18 protein-coding genes and 1 tRNA gene are annotated in these 19,803 nt (G+C 71.9%); 12 read left to right on the top strand and 7 right to left on the bottom strand.

Features of this window, described 5'->3' with window-relative positions; translation table 11 throughout:
* Positions 1 to 127: 127 nt before the first annotated feature.
* Positions 128 to 1,171, bottom strand: a complete 1,044-nt coding sequence (locus tag ACWCPW_RS43965) for an alcohol dehydrogenase catalytic domain-containing protein (RefSeq protein WP_449767243.1) — start codon at positions 1,169 to 1,171, stop codon at positions 128 to 130.
* Positions 1,172 to 1,365: 194 nt separating this feature from the next.
* On the opposite strand from ACWCPW_RS43965, the gene ACWCPW_RS43960 reads away from it, so the two are divergent.
* Entirely contained in the window at positions 1,366 to 2,097 is a 732-nt protein-coding gene (locus ACWCPW_RS43960; RefSeq protein WP_449767242.1) for an acyltransferase, read from the top strand.
* 104 nt (positions 2,098 to 2,201) lie between these two features.
* On the opposite strand, the gene surE is transcribed toward ACWCPW_RS43960, so the two are convergent.
* Positions 2,202 to 3,155, bottom strand: coding sequence for a 5'/3'-nucleotidase SurE (gene surE / locus ACWCPW_RS43955; RefSeq protein WP_449767241.1), 954 nt, complete (start codon positions 3,153 to 3,155; stop codon positions 2,202 to 2,204).
* 411 nt (positions 3,156 to 3,566) lie between these two features.
* Here surE and ACWCPW_RS43950 point away from each other — a divergent pair, with 411 nt between their 5' ends.
* The 6 genes from ACWCPW_RS43950 (at position 3,567) to ACWCPW_RS43925 (ending at position 9,407) form a co-directional block, all read left to right on the top strand.
* Complete coding sequence (locus ACWCPW_RS43950) at positions 3,567 to 4,349, top strand: SDR family oxidoreductase (protein ID WP_449767240.1); 783 nt, start codon at positions 3,567 to 3,569, stop codon at positions 4,347 to 4,349.
* Positions 4,350 to 4,498: 149 nt separating this feature from the next.
* Positions 4,499 to 5,278, top strand: coding sequence for an HAD family hydrolase (locus ACWCPW_RS43945; RefSeq protein ID WP_449767239.1), 780 nt, complete (start codon positions 4,499 to 4,501; stop codon positions 5,276 to 5,278).
* Positions 5,275 to 7,659, top strand: a complete 2,385-nt coding sequence (locus ACWCPW_RS43940) for a glycoside hydrolase family 65 protein (RefSeq protein ID WP_449767238.1) — start codon at positions 5,275 to 5,277, stop codon at positions 7,657 to 7,659. Before ACWCPW_RS43945 ends, ACWCPW_RS43940 begins: the two co-directional genes overlap by 4 nt.
* 117 nt (positions 7,660 to 7,776) lie before the next feature.
* Positions 7,777 to 8,280 (top strand): MerR family transcriptional regulator, encoded by a 504-nt coding sequence (locus ACWCPW_RS43935; RefSeq protein ID WP_449767237.1) that lies wholly within the window; start codon positions 7,777 to 7,779, stop codon positions 8,278 to 8,280.
* The gene (gene trxA / locus ACWCPW_RS43930; RefSeq protein WP_449767236.1) at positions 8,280 to 8,627 is read left to right on the top strand and encodes a thioredoxin; all 348 of its coding nucleotides are present in this window, start codon (positions 8,280 to 8,282) and stop codon (positions 8,625 to 8,627) included. Before ACWCPW_RS43935 ends, trxA begins: the two co-directional genes overlap by 1 nt.
* Before the next feature lie 9 nt (positions 8,628 to 8,636).
* Positions 8,637 to 9,407, top strand: a complete 771-nt coding sequence (locus ACWCPW_RS43925; protein WP_449767235.1) for an SAM hydrolase/SAM-dependent halogenase family protein — start codon at positions 8,637 to 8,639, stop codon at positions 9,405 to 9,407.
* Here the strand turns inward: ACWCPW_RS43925 and ACWCPW_RS43920 are convergent.
* Both ACWCPW_RS43920 and ACWCPW_RS43915 read right to left on the bottom strand, forming a co-directional pair.
* Positions 9,400 to 10,152 carry a CBM35 domain-containing protein gene (locus ACWCPW_RS43920; RefSeq protein ID WP_449767234.1) on the bottom strand — a complete coding sequence of 251 codons (753 nt, stop codon included), beginning with the start codon at positions 10,150 to 10,152 and terminating at the stop codon, positions 9,400 to 9,402. The two genes, ACWCPW_RS43925 and ACWCPW_RS43920, sit on opposite strands and share 8 nt — an antisense overlap.
* A 486-nt stretch (positions 10,153 to 10,638) precedes the next feature.
* Positions 10,639 to 12,285, bottom strand: a complete 1,647-nt coding sequence (locus ACWCPW_RS43915) for a diguanylate cyclase domain-containing protein (protein WP_449767233.1) — start codon at positions 12,283 to 12,285, stop codon at positions 10,639 to 10,641.
* Positions 12,286 to 12,755: 470 nt separating this feature from the next.
* On the opposite strand from ACWCPW_RS43915, the gene ACWCPW_RS43910 reads away from it, so the two are divergent.
* On the top strand, positions 12,756 to 14,150 hold the full coding sequence (locus ACWCPW_RS43910) for a class I adenylate-forming enzyme family protein (RefSeq protein WP_449767232.1): 1,395 nt from the start codon (positions 12,756 to 12,758) through the stop codon (positions 14,148 to 14,150).
* Positions 14,151 to 14,346: 196 nt separating this feature from the next.
* The gene (locus ACWCPW_RS43905) at positions 14,347 to 14,877 is read left to right on the top strand and encodes a flavin reductase family protein (RefSeq protein WP_449767231.1); all 531 of its coding nucleotides are present in this window, start codon (positions 14,347 to 14,349) and stop codon (positions 14,875 to 14,877) included.
* Between the two features lie 20 nt (positions 14,878 to 14,897).
* Here the strand turns inward: ACWCPW_RS43905 and ACWCPW_RS43900 are convergent, their stop codons facing one another.
* The gene (locus tag ACWCPW_RS43900) at positions 14,898 to 15,773 is read right to left on the bottom strand and encodes an acyl-CoA thioesterase (protein WP_449767230.1); all 876 of its coding nucleotides are present in this window, start codon (positions 15,771 to 15,773) and stop codon (positions 14,898 to 14,900) included.
* Between the two features lie 136 nt (positions 15,774 to 15,909).
* Positions 15,910 to 16,173, bottom strand: a complete 264-nt coding sequence (locus ACWCPW_RS43895) for a GlsB/YeaQ/YmgE family stress response membrane protein (RefSeq protein WP_449767229.1) — start codon at positions 16,171 to 16,173, stop codon at positions 15,910 to 15,912.
* Positions 16,174 to 16,349: 176 nt separating this feature from the next.
* Here ACWCPW_RS43895 and ACWCPW_RS43890 point away from each other — a divergent pair.
* A tRNA-Thr gene (locus tag ACWCPW_RS43890) sits at positions 16,350 to 16,423 on the top strand.
* 51 nt (positions 16,424 to 16,474) lie between these two features.
* Here ACWCPW_RS43890 and ACWCPW_RS43885 read toward each other — a convergent pair.
* The gene (locus ACWCPW_RS43885) at positions 16,475 to 17,512 is read right to left on the bottom strand and encodes a LacI family DNA-binding transcriptional regulator (protein WP_406297943.1); all 1,038 of its coding nucleotides are present in this window, start codon (positions 17,510 to 17,512) and stop codon (positions 16,475 to 16,477) included.
* Positions 17,513 to 17,748: 236 nt separating this feature from the next.
* Between ACWCPW_RS43885 and ACWCPW_RS43880 the strand changes: the two genes are divergently transcribed.
* On the top strand, positions 17,749 to 18,858 hold the full coding sequence (locus tag ACWCPW_RS43880) for an ABC transporter ATP-binding protein (RefSeq protein ID WP_449767228.1): 1,110 nt from the start codon (positions 17,749 to 17,751) through the stop codon (positions 18,856 to 18,858).
* A 429-nt stretch (positions 18,859 to 19,287) separates the two neighbouring features.
* The gene (locus tag ACWCPW_RS43875) at positions 19,288 to 19,716 is read left to right on the top strand and encodes a PPOX class F420-dependent oxidoreductase (RefSeq protein ID WP_449767227.1); all 429 of its coding nucleotides are present in this window, start codon (positions 19,288 to 19,290) and stop codon (positions 19,714 to 19,716) included.
* Positions 19,717 to 19,803: the final 87 nt, after the last annotated feature.

Genomic DNA, 19,803 nt, shown 5'->3' with positions numbered 1-19,803 from the left:
TGGGGTAAATAGGACATGACTTCGCGGTGGGCACGTCGGCGGTACGCCCATCCGGGCGGACGAAGGCACCCTCCCCGGCGGGCCGGGGCGCCCCGGCCCGGCCCACCGGCGAGGCCGTGAGCACACGTCAGCGAGTCGGGTCGAACAACACCTTGAGGCAGCCGTCCGTGCGGTCGGCGAAGGTGCGATACCCACTCGCCGCCTCGGTCAGCGGGAGCCGGTGGGTGAACACGTCCACCGGCTCGAGCCGCCCGTGCCGGATCAGCGGGATCAGCGTGGGCCAGGTCGCGGCCACCGGCGCCGTGCTGAAGCGCAGCGTGACGTTGCGGATGATCAGCAGCGGAACCGCGAGCGGGAACGCGAAGTTCGCGTCCACGCCGACCACCGAGACCGTGCGCGAGGTACGCACCGAGGAGATCGCGGCGGCCAGCGTCGCGTCCTGACCGACCGCCTCGATCACCGCGTCCGCACCCCGCCCGCCGGTCGCCGCCATGACCTGCTCGACCAGGTCGCCCCGGGTCCCGTCGATCGGCTCCGCGCCCAGCCGCTCGGCCATCGCCAATCGCTCGGGCACCCGGTCCGCGGCCAGGATCCGCCCCGCGCCGAGCACCTGCGCGGCCTGGAGGGCGTACAGCCCCACCGGCCCGAGCCCGATCACCAGTACCGTCGCCCCCGGCGTGATGTCGGCCCGGGTCGCCGCCGTCCAGCCGGTCGGCAGCGCGTCGGTGAGCAGTACCGCGTGGTCCGCGGCGATATCCCGCGGCACCGGCGACAACCACGCGTCGGCGGCCGGGATCGCGACCGCCTCGGCATGTCCGCCGGGCAGCCCGAGGTCGCCGCCGAGCACCCGCACTCCCCCGCCGACGCAGTCGATCGGGTTGCCCACCGCACAACCCGCGCACCGTCCGCACCCCAGCACCGGCGAGACCAGGACCCGGTCGCCCACCGCGATCCGGCCCACGTCGGCGCCGGTCTCGATCACCGTGCCCACCACCTCGTGCCCCGGCCGCAGCCCGGCGGCCGGGAACTCGCCCTCGTAGAAGTGCAGGTCCGAACCGCACACCGCGCTCGCCTCGACCCGCACGATGGCCCCGTCCGGACCGGTGAGCACCGGGTCCGGGACCGTCTCCACACTCACGTCCCGGGTTCCGTTGATGACGACGGCGCGCATGTCCACTCCCTGACTGGTTCGCCCACCCGACACCGGGAAGCACCGGCGCGGCTGCCGGCGACACGGCCACCGGCGTCGGTAACACTGTTACAGAAGCCGTCGGAAGCCAACCCCCGAGCGGCCTCGATCGGCCCGGCGTGACGTTCGTCCCAAGCCCGGCCGACGTCCGCGCGGGCGTCGGTACCGTGATCTCCATGTCGCTGTCGCAAGCCCTGCGCGGGCACGCCCGGGGCGCCGTGTCGCGCGCCGCGCACCGAGGCTGGCGCGCGCTGCAACGCGCGGCCTCGATCACCGCGGAGCAGCCCGGCCCGTACCGCTTCCGACAGTTGGGCGCGCGCAGCAAGCTCGCCTTCCCGGTCGGCTCGGTGTTCGGCGAGCAGTGGATCACGGTGGGCGCGGGCTGCGTCATCGGCGAGCACGTCACGCTGTCCGCCGGACTGGCCCCGGGGCACGATCTGGGCACGGCGGCGGTGGTGACCATCGGCGACCGGTGCACGATCGGTCGCGGCAGCCACATCGTCGGACACCGCTCGATCACCATCGCCGAGGACGTGTGGACCGGGCCGTACATCTACATCACCGACCAGAACCACAGCTACGCCGACCCGGATCGGCCGATCGGCACCCAGTGGCCGATCAACGACACCGTGGAGATCGGCCCGGGAAGCTGGATCGGCGCGGGCGCGATCATCCTGCCCGGCGCCAAGCTCGGCCGGAACGTGGTGGTCGCCGCGGGTTCCGTGGTGCGCGGCACCGTCGCCGACCACAGCGTGGTCGCCGGCGTACCCGCGAAGGTGGTCCGCCGGCGTACCGAGTCCGGCTGGGACCCGCCGCTGCGACACACTCCCACGCCGCTCCCGGACGGGATCACCCACGACGAACTGGTCGCCCTGCTCACCGAGTACGACGCCTCCGGCGGCCAGTAGCCCCCGGGTTCCACGTGAAACCCCAGGCCGGCGCCCGATCGGCGCCGGCCGTACGGGGGTGGGGTCGCGCGGGACCGACCCCACCCCCCGGAATCAGCGCGGCGTCACGCCTTCAGGCCCGACAGGCGCAGGTGCACGCCGACCGCGTCCACCACGCGCATCTGCTGTCCCCGCTGCCAGCCCGGCACCGTCCAGTCCGCGTCCAGCATCGAGATCGACACCGATCCCCTGCCGAGCGCGGTGGTGTCCGCGTTGCCCACCGGCTCGGTCGCGCCGGGTGCCAGACCCAGGTTCAGCTTGTAGCACGTGTCGCAGGACGGGTCCTTGACGTAGCTCACGGACAGCGCGTCGGCCTCGCCCACGTTCGTCGTCTCCACCCGGCCGGTCGGCTTGGCCGGGTAGTTCACGTTGAGCGTGGTGTGCGCGGGCAGCACCGGCCCGTTCCGGCTCGTCGTGGCCGCGAGCCGGTCCACCAGGCGGGTCGCGAAGGAGATCGCCTGCGCCATCTGCGGGAACGGGTTGCGCGGATCGGCGGTGCTGTACTCGGCGCTGAACGCCACCGCCGGGACGCCCTTCTCCGCGGCCGTGATCGAGGCGCCGACCGTGCCCGAGTGATTGGTGGTCACGCCGATATTCTGGCCCGGGTTGACGCCGGTGACCACCAGGTCGGGCTTGCGGTCCCGGTACACGTTCGCCAGCGCGAAGGAGATCGCGTCGGCGGGGGTGCCCTCGACCGACCAGATGCCGGGCTCGACCTCGCCCGCCTTGACGATCGAACCGGGCGTCGCGTTGATGCCGGTGCCCTTGCCCGACTGGTCGGTGGCGGGTGCGACGATCACCGCGTCGTGCCCGGCCGCCTTGAGCGCCCGCTGGAGGGCGCGGATGAACGGGCCCTGGTGACCGTCGTCGTTGCCCATCAGGATGCTGAGCTTGCGCGGCGCCTGGGTGCCGCGCGCGTCGTCGCTCGCCGCGGCGACGGGCGCGCTCGCCGCGAGCAGTGCGGCGGCGGTGGCGCCGGCCGCGAGGGTGAACACGTGTTTCCTGCCGAAAATGGCCATTCTCGTCCTCCGTAGGCAAGAAGGTCGGCACGCCGAGGAGCGCCGAACCACGCGGGCTCGACACCTCGGGTCTCGTGCGTGCAGCGGAACCGACCGCGCGAACCCGTTACCGACCCAACCGAACGGTGGGTGAAATTCGGGTCGAACAACGTGTACGGAGGGGTGAATCGGACGGAATGCACCCTGCGATTCGACACGTGCCAGTCGGCGGATAGCGAAAATAGGGTCATCGGTCGGACATTGCAATGGGCGGAGCCGGGTGGTTCGTCCGGATGCGCGATCCGGGACACCTCCCGGCCCCGTTCACCCGCCCCGCCGCCCGGGTCTGGCCAAAGCCCTTGCCCCGAAACTAATCTGACGCAGCATCAGCCAAGCCTCCGGCTCGGCCGGGTCGAGTGGGCGGAGCTCCGGATGATCCTGGACGGCAAAACGGTGATCGTCTCGGGCGTGGGCCCGGGGCTGGGCCGCCGGGTGGCGCTGGCCGCCGCACGGGACGGCGCCAACGTGGTGCTCGGCTCGCGCACCGAGACCAACCTGGTCAAGACCGCCGAGGAGGTCGATCCCACCGGCGAGCGGGTCGCGTGGGCGGTGACCGACATCACCGAGCACGAGACCTGCCACGCGCTGGTCGAACTCGCGATGCGGCGGTTCGGCGCGGTGGACGGATTGGTCAACTGCGCCGCCCTGGACACCGTGTTCGGCGGTCTGGAGGCGACCGACTTCACCGAGTTGCGCCACGTGGTCGAGGTCAACCTGGTCGGCAGCCTGGCGATGACCAAGGCCGCACTGCCCGCGCTCAAGGCCGCCGGCGGCGCGGTGGTCTTCATCGCCACCCAGTCCCAACTGGTGCCACCGCCGCAGGCCCCGCAGATGGCGTACGCCGCGTCCAAGGGCGGGCTCACCTCGGCCACGTACGCGCTCGCCCACGAGCTCGGCCCGTACCGGATCCGGGTCAACTCGGTGGCGCCGGGCTGGATGTGGGGACCGCCGGTGGAGAACTTCGTGAACTACCGGGCGCAGGCGACGGGCGTCCCGGCCGCCGACGTCCTCGCCGGCCTGGTGGCGCCGATGGCCCTGCCCGAAATGGCCACCGACGCCGACGTGGCCGAGGCCGTCGTCTTCTTCCTGTCGGACCGCGCCAAAGCCATCACCGGCCAGATGCTTCTGGTCAATGCGGGCCATGTGGTCCGGTAGCCGCCCCACGCGTGCCACGTGTGGAATTCAACATCATTTCGGTCAAAACGTGCTCAAGCACCACACGTGACACGCCATCTCGTCCCAGGCGTCATCCGAAAAGATCACCGCACGGATAACCACCCCGCATCGGGGGCAGGAGATCCGCCATGTTGGGGCTGCCGAACACCATCCACGCGCTTCTCTTCGACCTCGACGGGGTCTTGACCCAGACCGCCAAGGTGCACGGCGTCGCCTGGAAGGAGATGTTCGACCACTTCCTGCGCGAACGCGACGGCGCCGGCTTCACCCCGTTCGACCCCAGACGGGACTACGACACGTTCGTGGACGGCAAGCCGCGGCTGGACGGCACCCGCTCCTTCCTGGAGTCGCGCGGCATCGAACTGCCCGAGGGCGACGAGGGCGACCCGCCCGGGTCGTTCACGGTGCACGGGCTGAGCAACGCCAAGAACGAACTGGTGCTGCGACTGATCCACGACCGGGGCGTCGAGGTCTACCCCGGCTCGGTGCGCTACGTGCACGCCGCGCGCGCGGCGGGACTCCCGTGCGCCGTGGTGTCCTCCAGCGCGAACTGCGAGGACGTGCTGCGCGCGGCCGACATCCACGACCTGTTCGACGCGATCGTGGACGGCGTGGTGGCCAAACGCGACCACCTGAAGGGCAAGCCCGCGCCGGACACCTTCCTGGCGGGCGCCCGGGCCCTGGGCGTGGCCCCCGCGCACGCGGCCGTGTTCGAGGACGCGTTGGCCGGCGTCGCGGCCGGTCGGGCGGGCGACTTCGGCCACGTGATCGGCGTGGACCGGGTCGGGCAGGCCGAGGAACTGCGCAGGCACGGCGCGGACGTGGTCGTATCGGATCTCGACGAACTGCTCGACGGCGCGACCGGCGACGCGTCGAGCACGCGGACCACGGCGGAAGGCACGGCATGACCACCGGACACCCCTACACGATCGAGCCGTGGGGGATCACCGAACAGACCCTCGACCTGGACCACCTGCCCCAGTCCGAGTCGGTGTTCGCCCTCTCCAACGGCCATATCGGGCTGCGCGCCAACCTCGACGAGGGCGAGCCGCACGGCCTGCCCGGCACCTACCTCAACGGCGTCTTCGAACTGCGCCCACTGCCCTACGCGGAGGCCGGGTACGGCTACCCCGAATCCGGCCAGAGTGTGATCAACATCACCAACGGCAAGATCATCCGACTCATGGTCGACGACGAGCCGTTCGACCTGCGCTACGGCCAGACCCAGGACCACGAGCGCTCGATCGACTTCCGCGAAGGCGTCCTGCACCGCCGCGCGTTGTGGACCTCGCCGGCCGGCCGCACCGTCCGGGTCACCTCCAAGCGGCTGGTCTCGCTCACCCAGCGCTCGATCGCCGCGATCGAGTACGAGATCGAGCCGATAGACGGCCCGGCCCGGATCGTGCTCCAGTCGGAGCTGGTCACCAACGAGGAACTGCCGCTGCCCAACGCCGATCCGCGCGCGGCCGCGGTGCTGGAGGCACCGCTGCGGCCCGAGGAGCACACGCACAACGGCGGCAAGGCGATCCTGGTGCACCGCACCGAGCACAGCGGCCTGCGCGTCGCGGTCGGCATGGACCACGAGATCGATGGCCCCGAGAGCATGTACGTGGAGACCGAGAGCGCCGACGACCTGGCCCGGTTCAGCGTGACCACGGTGCTCGACCGCGGACAGAAGCTGCGGATCGTCAAGTACATCGCGTACGGCTGGTCCTCCACCCGCTCGCTGCCCGCCCTGCGCGACCAGGTCGCCGCCGCGCTGACCGCCGCGCGGTACACCGGGTGGCACGGTCTGGTCGACGAGCAGCGCGGCTGGCTCAAGCGGTTCTGGGACAACTCCGACATCGAGGTCGAGGGCGACGTCGAGCTGCAACAGGCCGTGCGGTTCGCGATGTTCCACGTGCTCCAGGCCGGCGCCCGGGCCGAGGAGCGGGCGATCCCGGCGAAGGGACTGACCGGGCCCGGGTACGACGGGCACTGCTTCTGGGACACCGAGGTGTTCGTCCTGCCGGTGCTCACCTACGGACTGCCGCACGCGGTCGCCCAGGCGCTGCGCTGGCGGCACTCGACGCTGCCGCTGGCCCGCGAGCGGGCCGCGCAACTGGGGCTCAAGGGCGCGCTGTTCCCGTGGCGGACCATCCGCGGCGAGGAGTGCTCCGGCTATTGGCCCGCGGGCACCGCCGCGTTCCACATCGGCGCGGACATCGCGGTCGCCGTCGCGCGCTACGTGCGCGCCACCGGGGACCGGGACTTCGAGCGCGACTTCGGCCTGGAGATCCTGGTCGAGACGGCGCGCATGTGGCGCTCGCTCGGTCACCACGACGCGGCCGGCCGGTTCCGGATCAACGGGGTGACCGGCCCGGACGAGTACAGCGCGCTCGCCGACAACAACGTGTTCACGAACCTGATGGCGCAGTCCAACCTGCTCGCCGCGGCCGACGCGGTCGCGCGCCATCCGCACGAGGCCCGCGCGCTGGAGGTGAACACCGAGGAGACCGCGAGCTGGCGCGACGCGGCGCACGCGATGTACATCCCCTACGACGAGGACCTGGGCGTGCACCCGCAGGCCGACGGCTTCACCAAGCACCGGATCTGGGACTTCGAGAACACCCCGCCCGACCACTATCCGCTGATGCTGCACTACCCGTACTTCGACATCTACCGCAAGCAGGTGGTCAAGCAGGCCGACCTGGTGCTGGCGATGCAGGTGCGCGGCGACGCGTTCACCGACGAGCAGAAGCGCCGCAACTTCGACTACTACGAGGCGCTGACCGTGCGCGACTCGTCCCTGTCGGCCTGCACGCAGGCGGTCATGGCGGCCGAGGTCGGCCATCTCGAACTGGCTCTGGACTACACCGCCGAAGCCGCCCTGATGGACCTGCACGACCTGGCCAAGAACACCAAGGACGGCCTGCACATGGCCTCCCTCGCGGGCACCTGCACGGCGCTGGTCGCGGGCTTCGGCGGGTTGCGCGACCACGGCGAGTGCATGTCCTTCAAGCCGCGCCTCCCGGTCGGCCTGACCGGCCTGGCCTTCTCCCTGTCGGTGCGCGGCGCCCGGCTGCGGGTGGAGACCACCCACGAGCACACCACGTACACGCTGCGCGAGGGTGACGAGCTGGCGATACTGCACCACGGCGAGAGGCACCTGCTGATCCCGGGCAAGCCGATAACACTCGACATCCCGGAGATCGCCCGCGACGTGCCGCCCGGCCAGCCCGCGGGCCGGGCCCCGGTGCACCGCCAGACCGCCCCCGACACCCACCCCACGGGCCCCAGCCCGAGCTGACCGATCCCTCGGCGTACGCCGGGCCGGCCCCGACGCCGGCCCGGCGTTTCGTCGTCCCCGACCCGGTCGCCGAACGCCCTGGCCTTGACGTCCACGTCAAGGTCTACCGTTTCGGACATGCGCATCGGAGAACTGGCGGAGCGCGCGGGGACCAGCACCCGAACCCTGCGCTACTACGAGGAACGCGGCCTGCTGTCGGCGCGGCGCAACAGCAGCGGCTACCGCGACTACGACGAGGACGACGCCCGACTGGTGCGCGAGATCCGCACGCTCCTGGGCATCGGCTTCGACCTGGAGGAGACCCGCCCGTTCGTGGAGTGCCTGCGCGCCGGGCACGACGCGGGCGACGAGTGCCCCGCGTCGGTGGCGGTCTACCGCCGCAAACTCGCCGAGCTCGACGCGTGCATCGACCGCATGCGGGGCATCCGGGCCCACCTGGCCGCCCAACTCGAGCAGACCGAGCGCGCGCACGGCGCGACGGACGACGCCGCGCCCCCGCATGCCGCGAGCGCGGATGCCGACCCGGCCCCGACACCGGCCGCCTCGGCCGCCGCCGGCCTGCCCGACCCACCGGAGCCCCGCTGCGCGCTGACCGCCGGCCCGCTCACCAAGGAGTCCTGATGACCACGAACGTGCACGACGCCACCGACGCCGACTTCGACACCGCCGTACTGGGCGCCGACCGCCCGACCCTGGTCGAGTTCACCGCCGACTGGTGCGGCCCGTGCCGGCAGATGGCCCCGGTGCTGGAGGAGATCGCGATCGAGGAGCCGGGCCTGGCCGTGGCCAAGCTCGACGTCGACCGCAACCCGGACACCGCGGCCCGCTACGGCGTGTTGTCCATGCCGACCTTCATGGTCTTCAGCGGCGGCGAACCGGTGCGGCAGTTCGTCGGCGCCCGGCCCAAGCGCCGGATCCTGGCCGAACTCGCCGACGTGCTCGGGGAGAACCCGGCCGCCGCTCGATAGATTCCGGGGATGGCCATCCCCCGCCGGATCACCTTCACCACCGACTACGGGCTCGCCGACGGCTTCGTGGCCGCCTGCCACGGCGTGATCGCCGGCATCGCGCCGGACGTACCCGTCGTGGACGTGAGCCACCTGGTGCCGCCCGGCGACGTGCGGCGCGGCGCGCTCGTCCTGGCGCAGACCCTGCCGTGGTTCCCGGCGGGCAGCGTGCACATCGCGGTGGTCGACCCGGGCGTGGGCACCGCCCGCCGGGCGATCGTGCTGCGCGCCGGCGGGCACCTGCTGGTGGGGCCGGACAACGGCCTGCTCCTGTGGGCCGCGCGCGAGTTGGGCGGTGTGCGGGAGATCCGCGAGATCGCCGATCCCGCGCTCACCCTGGCGAAGGTCTCCCGCACCTTCCACGGCCGCGACGTGTTCGCGCCCGTGGCCGCCCACCTCGCGCTGGGCACGCCGGTCGCCGAGGTGGGCCCGGTCGTGGCCGACCCGGTCCGGCTGCCCGAGCCGGTGCCCGGCGAGGTGCTCGCGGTGGACCACTTCGGCAACGTGCAACTCGCTTACACGCTCTCCGACTTCGCCGGAGCCGACGAGCTCCGGATCGAGGTGGGCGGACACACCCGTCGGGTCCCGTTGCGGAGCACCTTCGGCGACGTGCCCCCGGGGGAACTCGTCGGCTACGAGGACTCCGCCGAACTGCTGGCGATCTCGGTCAACGGCGGCGACGCGGCCCGGTTGCTGGGCCTGCGGGCCGGCGACCGGGTCGACGTCTCGCCCGCTACTTGAGGTTCGGCTGCTGGTTCTCGAACCAGACCTGGTCCAGGGCCGCCTTGCAACTGTCCCCGGACCCGCACGTGAGGGAGACGTCGTTCGAGCCCTCGTTGAGCTGCACCATGTTCCAGGTGCCGGTGACGCTGGTCGACGTGCCGTAGTTCTTGAGCTTCACCTTGTTCGTGGTGTCCTTGCCGTTCACCAGGATCGACAGATTCTGCTGCTCGGAGCCCGCGTTGAGGAACTTCACGGCCAGGTAGTACGTGCCCTTCTTGGGCACCTCCACCTTCCAGCTGATGCTCGACCCCGAGGCCGACATGTCCAGCATGCCCTTGCCCGAGGAGTTGGCCACCCCCGGAACCTGGACCGCGCCGCCGCCGGGCGAAGCCTCCTCCGCCTCCAGCACGGCGAACTTGCCGCCGGGTGCCGTCGACGGCGCGCTGGAGGGCGACGTGGTCTGCGACGGGGCCGCGGAGCTCTGGGCGCCGCTGGGCGTGGTCGGCGACTTCGCCTTGTCGTCCTTGTCGTCGCCGCGGGTCATCAGTACGCCCGCGATCACGGCGATCACGAGCACGATCGCCACCGCCGCGCCGATCACCGCGCCGCGTCCACCGCCGCCGCCGCTGCCGCCGCGCGGCGACGGGGACTGCGGCGGGGGCTGCGCGCCGCCGTGTTCGTGCTGCGCCGGGATCGCCACCTGGGGCTGCGTGTGCGCGGCCGGCGGGTAGCTCATCTGCCCGACCTGCACGTATTGCGGCATCATCCGATTGGCGGAAGAACCGTACGCACCGGTTGTCCCTGTCCCCTCGGCCGCTTCCTCACCCGGCGCCGGCCGATAGAGGTACCCGTACGGGTCTTCAGGTTCACCGTTGGTACCCGCCGTCATCGGGTAGTCCTCCCTACGTTCGCCAGGCCAAGCTTTGTCAATACCAGGCATCACACTAACGGGCGACGGGCGGGACAAGTGGCGTTGTCCGAGTGACGGGACTGTCACGAAAAGGCCCTACTGATGCGTATGGCGACCGGTCGCAGACCCGTTCCCGGTCCGTTCACGCCGGTGTCACCCGACTGTGAACTCGCACCGATTCGGTGACCGAATTCACCCGTGGCGCGCAATACGTCCGCCATCGTGGGGTGGCCCGCGCCAAGGCCGGATCGCCGACCGCCGCCCTCCCGAACCGGGCGGCCCGGCCGGCGCCGACGGTGCCCCGGCTCCGACGGTGCCCCGGCTCCCCGGCTCGGCGGTCTAGCCCGCCCGACGCTGGGCCCGGTCGCGACGGCGCTTGTTCGCGTACATGTGCTCGTCCGCGATCCGCAGCAGATCCTCGGGCTCGGCGGCCTCCTCCGCCCAGCCGATCCCGAAGCTCGCGCCCTCCAGCGGCACCGCCAGGCCCTCGGCCGGAATCGGCACGGACAGCGCGCGACGCAGCCGCACCGCCATCTCCTCGGCCTCCTCACGCCCTATCCCGTCGGCGAGCACCACGAACTCGTCGCCGCCGAGCCGAGCCACCGTGTCGCCCTCGCGCACGGCCGCGGTGAGCCGCTCGGCGACCGCCTTGAGCACCACGTCGCCGATGTGGTGGCCGAAGTTGTCGTTGATGTGCTTGAACCCGTCCAGGTCGCAGAACAGCAGCGCGACGCCCCGGCGCTCGGCGGCGGGCGGTTCGTCCACGACCACCACCGCGCCCTCAGGGATGCTCAGGATCGCGCCGGCGGGCACCGCCCACTCGTCCGCGTACGGCTCGCGCCCCTCGCCGACCGAGCCGACCGCCGCGACCGCCCCGTCCGGGTCGGCGGCGGGCATTCCGGGATCGAGGCCGAACCGCGCGGCCAGCCTGGCGCGCAGCTCGCGCCCGTTCGGCAACCCGGTGAGCGGGTCGTGGCTGGCCTCGTGCACGAGCGCCTGTTCGCGCTGCTTGCGGTCCTCGATGTCCTCCACGTGGGTCAACCCGAACCGCAGGTCGCCGAGCCCGTCCGCGACCTGCGAGGTCCGCAACGAGACCCAGCGGTACGTGCCGTCGCTGCGTGCGAGACGCAGCTCGGTACAACCCGCCACCGGAACCGTGCCACCCAGGTGTCCGCCGAGCAGCGGGCGGTCCTCCGGATGCGCCAGCGCGCCGAGCCCGAGCCGCTTGAGCACCGGCGCCGGGTAGCCCAGCATCCGGCACAACGCGTCGTTGGCGCGCAGCAGTTGGCCCTGCTCGTGCCCGCGCACCCCGGTCATCACCATGCCGCTGGGCGCGTACTCGAAGGCCTGCCGAAAGCTCTCCTCACTGGCCCGCAGCGCCAACTGCTCGCGCTCCAGCCGGGCCACCGCGCGCTGCATGTCGCTGCGCAGCCGCGCGTTGTCCACCGCGATCGCCGCCTGCGCGGCGAACATCCCGAGCACCTCGCGCCGCCACGGCGCGGGCCGCAGGCCGTCCACCGGCAGGTCCACCGACAACACGCCGACCAGGTCGCCCTCGGGCGTGTGCAGCGGCGCGAGCAACGCGTCGCGCGGATGCCAGGCCTCGGGGTGGTCGCCGATCGGCAGGTCGGGTATCCAACTCGGGACGTCCCCCACGTCGGCCAGCCCCGTGCGGTGCCCGAGGAAGCGCAGCGGACCCCACGGCTCGGCGGCGGCCAGAATACGATCCCAGCCCTCGCGCGAGCCGATCTGGCCGGCCATCGCCTTGCGCAACTCGTCGTTGCCGGCCACCGCCGCGACCTCCAGGTCGCCGTCGGCGCGGACGAGATTGACCGCGGCGACCCCGAACCCGAGGCCCGAAACCACTCCGTCGACGACGGCTTGGAGGGTGTCCTTGAGGTCGCGCGTGGCGTTCAGGTCGGCGACGACGCGGTTCAAAAGGCGCAAAGTCGCCAACCGGACGTGGGTCTCCGTCTCGGCTGTCATGGGTCTCCCCCAGGGGTCGACGCCGGTGTCTTCTGAACAGATATCGTCCGTTTACCAGAGAAACTGAATCACAGCGGGCTTCGCATTGGCGACGTTCCGTCATCGATCAGACTGTCACTGTGAGCCACCTCACGCTTCATACCGTATCGAGTCGGACCGCCGAGCCGCCCCGGAATCGCGTCCTCCGCCGGCATCCACCGCGCATCGTACGAGGCGGGAGCCCATTTTCGGGAACTAACCCGGGGTTCGCCACGCCGACCTGACGACCAATCAGATTCCGTACGGGCCGTTCGCTATGCGTCAGCGAGCTGAGGCACAGTCGATCCGGAGCATGATCGCGAACCTCTCTTCCCAGCGGACGGCGGAGTCCCTACCGTACGTCCGTCAGGTCTCCGTACGATCTTGCGCGCGCGTCGCGGAGGGCCGATACGGCGAACACCATCGCGCGTCGAGCGACAGGGGTTGGGCCCATGACCGGTCTGGTCGTCGGGGAGGTCTTCGCCAACGCGGCCCGCGCCGCCGCGGACCGGATCGCGATCGTGCTCGGCGAACGCTCGCTGAGCTTCGCCGAAGTCGACGCGGCGGCCGAACTCGGACTGCGCCGACTGCTCGCGCTCGGCGTCGAGGCCGGCGACCGGGTCGGCTGCGGGCCGATCTCGACCGGGCCGGGCATCGCCGCCGTACCGCTGTTCGCGGCGCTCGCCCGGCTGGGCGCGGTGCTCGTCCCCGCCGACCCCGCCCACCCGGGCGCGTACGCGCCCGCCCTGGTCCTGGACTCGGCCGCGACGGCCGAAGCGCTCATCGCCGACCTCGACGACGAGGACCCCGAGGACCTCCCGGAGCCCTCGGACGTCGAGCCCGCCGAGACCGACCCCTGCCTGATCGCGCCCGCCGGACGCCGCGGCGCGCTGCTCTCGCACCGCGTCCTGGTGCTGCGCTCGCACCCGGGCGCGCTCGCCGAATCGCGCGGGGCGCACGTGCTCGCGGCCGACCTCGACGACGCCCGGACCTGGACACTCGCACTCGCCCAGTGGCACGCCCGGGACACCCTGGTCCTGGTGCCCGGCGGCGATCCGGCCGCGCTGCGCGCGGCGGTGCGCGAACACGCCGCGACCCGGCTCACCGCCGCGCCCACCGTGTGGCGAGCGCTGGCCGAGACCGCGCCCGAGCGGCCCGCCGACGACGAGGCGCTGGCCACGCTGCGGTTCGCCGACACCGAACCGACCGAGACCGCCGTGCTCGCGGAGATCGCCCGGATCGCGCCGAACGCGACCGTACGGGTGGTGCTCGACACGCCGGAGACCGGCCCGCTCACCGCGCTGTCCGGCCCGGACCTGTTCGCCCACCCGGGCGCCTGCGGGATCCCCGGCCCGCTGCAGTACGTCGCACTCGACCCGGACGGCGAGATGTGCGTGCGCGGCCCGCTGCTGTTCGACGGGTACGCCGACGACCCGGCGGCCACGGTCGAGGTGCTCGCCGACGGCTGGTACCGCACCGGCGACCTGGCCGTGCTCGACGAGGCCGACGGCGTGCTGACGGTGACCGGCCGCGCGGCCGAGCTGATCCGGATCGACGGCAAGGCGGTGGGCCCGGGCGAGGTGGAACGGGTCCTGAAGGCCCACCCGGACGTCCGCGACATCGCGGTCATCGGCCTGCCGCACCCCACCGACGGCCGACTGCTGGGCGCCGTGGTGGTCGCCGAGGATCCCGCCCGGGTACCGGGCCCCGCCACGCTGCGTGCCGCGTGCGCGAAGGCCGGTCTGGCCGCGCACAAACACCCCGTCCGGTTCTTCCACGCCGACGAGCTCCCGTCCGGACCCACCCGGCGCGAGGACCTGACCCGGGAGATCACCGCCGACCGGTGACCGGGGCGGGCCGTTGCGTCGAGCCGGACCGGACCGAGCGGGGCCCGACACCGACCGCCGACACGACCGGGCGACCCGACCGCGCGACCGGGCGGCCGACGGGGAGCGAACGCGCCCGTCGGCCGCGACCGACCCGACCCGGCCCACCGGCGAGGCCGATCCCGGGTCGGGCGCCCGGCCCGCATACCCTGGAGCCGTGTCCGTGCCACCCCCGCAGCCCGTCGACGAAGCCGCCTTCAAGACCGCGATGTCCCGTTTCGCCTCCGGCGTGGTGCTGATCACCGCCGTCGAGGGCGATCCCGGCGACGGGGGTCCCGTGGACGACGTGGGGATGACCGCGACCGCGTTCATGTCGGTGTCCCTGGACCCGCCGCTGGTGCTGATCAGCCTGCGCCGCGAGGCGCGCATGCGCGACGTGCTGGACGAACAGCCGTTGTGGGCGGTGTCGCTGCTGTCCCGGAGCCAGAGCCGGATCGCCGCCCGCTTCGCGATCCCGGGCCGGATCAGCGACCGGCTGATCTTCGCCGACATCCCGCACGACCGCGGCCGGGCCTCCGGCGCCGCGCTGGTCGGCGGCGCACTGGCCACCCTGGAATGCCGCACCCACCAGGTGGTCGAGGCGGGCGACCACGTCCTGTACGTCGGCGAGGTGCTGACCACGGCACTGCCCGACCCGGAGGGCCCGCCGCTGCTGCACTTCCGCGGCCGCTACCGAAGCCTGGACTGAGCCCGGGCCGATACAGGTCGTTACGGGCGCGGCCCCGGCCGCATCAGCCCGTCCGCGGTCACCGAGGCCACCAGGCGTCCCGCCCGGGTGAACACCCGGATCCGCCCGTGCATGCGCCCGTCGCCCGCGTACTCGCTCGCGCACCGCAGCAGCAGCCACTCGTGCGCGGAGAAGCCCTCGTGGAAGGTGATGTTCTGGGCCAGCGCGACCGACATCGCCCGCCCGCCCCGCCGCTCGATCTCGGCGCGCGGATACGGCCGCAGCGCCACCGGGCCCAAAAAGCCCTCGGTCGACCAGGCCAGGATCGCCCGGGCCATCGTCGCGGTGTCCGCGACCCCGGTGCAGCGCGTCCACAGGTCCAAGCACGGCGGCCCGGCCAGGTCCGGGTCCAGCGCGGCCGGCCCGCCCACCGTGCGCACCTCCCACGGCAACATCGACACCGGCAACTCGGCGCAGTCCTCGGGTCCCACCACCTCGGCCGGCAACGGGTCCGCGTGCCGTACCAGTTCGGGCCCGACCACACCGAGCGTCACGAACGCCCGGTAGTGCTCGTGCCCGCCCTGCCGAAAGCCCACCTGGAGCATCGCCGCCGACCGGCCCTGATGCAGCCGCTCGACCCGCACCTCCACCGGCTCGGCCGGATCCCCCGCACGCGGGAACACCCCCTGGAGCGTCTGCACCGCCATGTGCGGAACCACCCGCTCGGCCGCCACCACGGTCTGCGCCAACACCTGCGCGCCGAGCGTGCGCGGTATCCGAGTCACGATGTTGCGCGCACCGAAAGTGGTCACCGCGCCGGGCCCGCCCGAGTCCGCGAGGTCCGCCGGCGTCAGTTCCAGCGCGTCCACCAGGTCGGCCGTCGCGATATTCGGCCACATCGACACTCCACCAGCCATGCGCGCATGATCGCAGCCCGCCGAACACGCACGACGCGGGGGCGGAGCCGCTCGGCTCCGCCCCCGCGGTGGGCCTCTCCCGTCGTAGCCCGTGCGCCGGAATCGGCTGCGCGAGGGGATCGGCGGTGCGAGGGAATCAGCGCCTGGCACCCTTTCCGGTGAACTTCACCACCAGCGAGACCAGGAACACCGCGACCGCGATGCTGATGATCCAGCGGATCCAGTCGATCCCCCTGGTGTCCTCGACGCCCAGGGCCGCGGCGATGCCGTAGCCGATCAACGTGCCCACGATGCCGACCGCCATCGTGGCGAGGAAGCCGATCTTCTGGTCGCCGGGAAGGAAGAGGCGCCCCAACGCGCCGATGATGATGCCCGCGATGATCAGGGAAACGATCGTCATGGTTCCTCCAGCGGACCACCCGACAGCCGTACAAAGTACCGCCGACCCGGACGTTTCCGGGCAGGTGTCTCCTGTTCCCCACGATCACCGCGCGTTAACACGGACACTCCCGTGTCACAAAGCCCTAAGGTGGTTGCGCCCGCCGGGTGGCCACGGTGCAAAATGGTCCGGTACACGCCTCGATAGCTCAGTTGGCCAGAGCACGCGCCTTGTAAGCGCGGGGTCGTCGGTTCGAACCCGACTCGGGGCTCGATGGGGCCGCAGGCTGCGGAAACGCGGCCGGCGGCCCTTTTTCGCGCCCCTATCCGCCCGGCCGGCGACGGCGGTCCGGGGCCGGCCCGGTCGAGCCGCGGACCACCAGTTCCGGCCGGTAGATCAACTCGGTGCGCGGCGCCCGACCCCCGCCGATCTCGTCCAGCAGCGCGCGCACCGCCGCCGCGCCCATCGCCTGTACCGCCTGGCGCACCGTGGTCAGCGGCGGATCGGTGAACGCCACCAGCGGCGAGTCGTCGTAGCCCACCACCGAGACGTCCTGCGGCACCCGCAACCCGCGCTCGCGCGCCGCCCGTACCGCGCCGAGCGCCATCAGGTCGCTGCCGCACACGATCGCGGTCGCACCCCGGTCGAACAGCGCGCCCGCCGCCGCCTGACCGCCCTCGACCGAGAACAGCGAGCGTTCGATCCAGCCGTCCGCGTCCGCGTCCTCGACGCCGAACCGCTCGGCGAGCCCACGCCGGAAGCCGGCGATCTTGCGCGCGGTCGGCACGTACCGCTCCGGTCCGACCGCGAGCCCGATCGCGGTGTGCCGCAACGAGGCGAGGTGCCCTATCGCCAGTTCCACCGCGACCGCCTCGTCGCTGGAGATGAACGGCGCGTCCACCCCCGGCGCGAAGCCATTCACGAACACCATCGGCAGACCGCGCTCGACCAGGCGCAGGTAGCGGGACAGGTCCGCGCCCGAGTCCGAGTGCAGGCTGGAGACGAACACGATCCCGGATACCCCGCGTTCCAGGAGCAGTTCGGTGTAGTCGTCCTCGGTGACCCCGCCCGGGGTCTGGGTACACAACACCGGCGTGTAGCCGTGGTGCGCCAGCGCCCGCTCGATGACCTGCGCGAACGCCGGGAAGATCGGGTTGTCCAACTCCGGGAGCAACAGCCCCACCAGGCCCGCGCTGCGCCGCCGGAGGCGGGCGGGACGTTCGTAGCCGAGCACGTCCAGAGCGGTCAGGACGGCCCGCCGAGTGTCGTCCGCGACCCCGGGTTTGCTGTTCAGGACCCGACTCACGGTCGCCTCGCTGACCCCTGCCTGCGTTGCGATGTCCGCCAGTCGAGCCTTCATGCCCGCAGCCTAGTGACAGTTTCAGCAGGATTTCGCAGGGCCTTGCGGCCTGCGCAAAACATTTCGGACGATCGGGACTGCTGACAGATGCCGTGCGCCCGGGTACGGTGATCGCTAGTTCATGCACAGTGGACTAGACCACTTTGCCCGGGGCGACCCGGGCAGCCCAGCACCGGGTACCTCACCCTCCACTCGGATCGTCCGGCACGTTCCTGCCGGTGGAAGGACACATCACCATGGCCACGGTCAGCTACAAGCAGGCGACCTGTACCTACAAGGGCGCCGAGCGCCCGTCCGTGAACGCGCTGGACCTGGAGATCGCCGACGGCGAGTTCCTGGTCCTGGTCGGCCCCTCCGGTTGCGGCAAGTCCACCTCCCTGCGCATGCTCGCGGGTCTCGAGGAGGTCACCGGCGGCTCGATCCACATCGGCGACCGCGAGGTCACCAACCTGGAGCCCAAGGACCGCGACATCGCGATGGTGTTCCAGAACTACGCGCTGTACCCGCACATGACGGTCGCCGAGAACATGGGCTTCGCGCTCAAGATCGCCGGTGTCGACAAGAAGCAGATCCGCGCGAAGGTCGAAGAGGCCGCGAAGATCCTCGACCTCACCGAGTACCTCGACCGCAAGCCGAAGGCGCTCTCCGGCGGTCAGCGCCAGCGCGTCGCGATGGGCCGCGCGATCGTCCGCGAGCCGCAGGTCTTCCTGATGGACGAGCCGCTGTCCAACCTGGACGCCAAGCTGCGCGTGCAGACCCGTACCCAGATCGCCGGCCTCCAGCGCCGCCTGGGCATCACCACCGTGTACGTCACGCACGACCAGGTCGAGGCGATGACCATGGGCGACCGGGTCGCGGTGCTCAAGGACGGTCTGCTCCAGCAGGTCGACACCCCGCGCAACATGTACGACCGCCCGGCCAACGTGTTCGTGGCCGGCTTCATCGGCTCGCCCGCGATGAACCTGATCGAGGTCGACCTCGCCGAGGACGGCATCCGCTTCGGCGACGCGGTCGTGCCGGTCTCCCGCGAGGCGCGCGAGGCGGCCGTGGCCGAGGGCGCGAAGAAGGTGACCCTGGGCGTGCGCCCGGAGCACCTGAAGATCAACTCGGCCGAGGGACTGTCCAAGGACAGCAAGGGCCTCGCGGTCTCGGTGGACGTGGTCGAGGAACTCGGCTCGGACGCCTTCGTCTACGGCTCGGTCACCATCGACGGCGAGACCAAGCCGCTGGTCGTGCGGGTGCCCGGGCGCGAGGTGCCGGAGAAGGGCGGGGTCCTGCACGTGGTCCCGACCGTCGGCGAGACCCACCTGTTCTCCACCAAGAGCGGCGAGCGACTGCACGACTGATCTGTCGGGCGACTTCGTCGCCGGCTCGCGAGGGGAGAGGCCGGGTCGTGGGGGCGGCGAGCCCGGGCGGCCGGAATCGTGTTCGGTGGCGCTGCTGCTTGTCGGGCGACTTCGTCGCCGGCTCGCGAGGCACCGCTTTTTCTCTCCCCCGCAAGCTCCTCCGAGAAAAAGCGGCGCCTCGCTCGTGACTTCGTGTCCCTGCGCTTCGCTCCGGGCCACGAAGTCGAAGGTCTGCGGCTCCGCCGCTCTCCGCGCTTCGCGCGTCGATCATGAGGTCTCGCCTGTGTCGGGGGCGCTGACGCGCCGGGTGGTAGGTCTCCGGGTGAGGGCGGGTCGGGGCTGGTGGGCTTCGGGGGTCGTGCGGTGATCGTCGGGGTGCGTTTGGCGGGGCTACCGGGATTCGGGGCGTTTTGCGGCGAGACTCGGGGCATGGAACGCATGACCGAGACTCAGTGGCGGGCCTTTCTGCTGGCAGGACCGCGCACCGGGAAGCTCGCCACCGTACGCCCCGATGGTCGGCCGCATGTGGCCCCGATCTGGTTCGATCTCGATGATCGTGGGGACACGGTCGAGCTTGTCTTCACCACGTTCGGGTCCTCGGTCAAGGGGCGCAACCTTGCCAACGATCCGCGGGTGAGCCTGTGTGTGGACGACGATCGGCCGCCGTACGCGTATGTCGTGGTCGAGGGCGAGGCGCGGATCTCGGCCGATCCGGCCGATCTGCGGGTCTGGCCGAGTCGGATCGCCGCGCGGTACATGGGCGCGGACAAGGTGGTGGAGCGCGAGCCGGTCGACGGCGAACAGGTGGTCCACGTGCACATCCACCACGTGGTGGCCGATCGCAACATCGCCGGCTGAGGATCTCGCCCACGACGTGCCGCGGGCCCGCACTCGTCCGGGGTCGTGGTCCGTCCGCGCCTGGATCGACGGGACGGCGAGACGGTG

Source organism: Embleya sp. NPDC001921 (genome assembly GCF_053594475.1).
Note: the sequence above shows the minus strand (reverse complement) of the source record. Positions and strands in the feature narration are given on the sequence as shown.